This window comes from Pseudoalteromonas sp. CR1, assembly GCF_019392235.1.
Lineage (GTDB): Bacteria > Pseudomonadota > Gammaproteobacteria > Enterobacterales > Alteromonadaceae > Pseudoalteromonas.
The window spans coordinates 1-422 of the sequence record NZ_JAHXRM010000053.1 but is presented as its reverse complement, the minus strand read 5'-3'; the positions used below and the strand labels follow the sequence as shown (position 1 = coordinate 422).

The window sequence follows — 422 nt, the reverse complement described above, 5'->3', positions numbered from 1 at the left end:
GAACGCGTTGGCCGAACCCGGCAGCTTGATTTCGCTGTGCAGTGGTTTGTCCGAAACACACAGCAACGTGCCATACGGCACCCGCAAGCGATAACCCTGGGCGGCGATGGTGCCGCTTTCCATGTCCACGGCCACCGCGCGGGACAAGTTGATCAGCGGCCGTTCCTGGGCCCAACGCAGCTCCCAGTTACGATCGTCGTAGGTCAGCACGGTGCCGGTGCGCAGGCGTTTTTTCAGCTCTTCGCCTTTTTCGCCGGTGACATTCGCCGCCGCTTGCTGCAACGCCATCTGCACTTCGGCCAGGGCCGGGATCGGGATGTTCGGCGGTACCACGCGGTCGAGAATCCCGTCGCGGCGCATATAGGCGTGGGCCAGTACGTAGTCGCCGATGGTCTGGGATTGGCGCAGGCCGCCGCAGTGAC

General features: G+C 64.0%; 1 protein-coding gene. It reads right to left on the bottom strand.

Translation table 11 applies throughout. The annotated features are described in order from the left end of the window. Positions 1 to 422, bottom strand: a 422-nt coding sequence (locus tag KZZ04_RS18450; RefSeq protein ID WP_368735896.1) for a hypothetical protein, incomplete at both ends; no start/stop codon positions are given.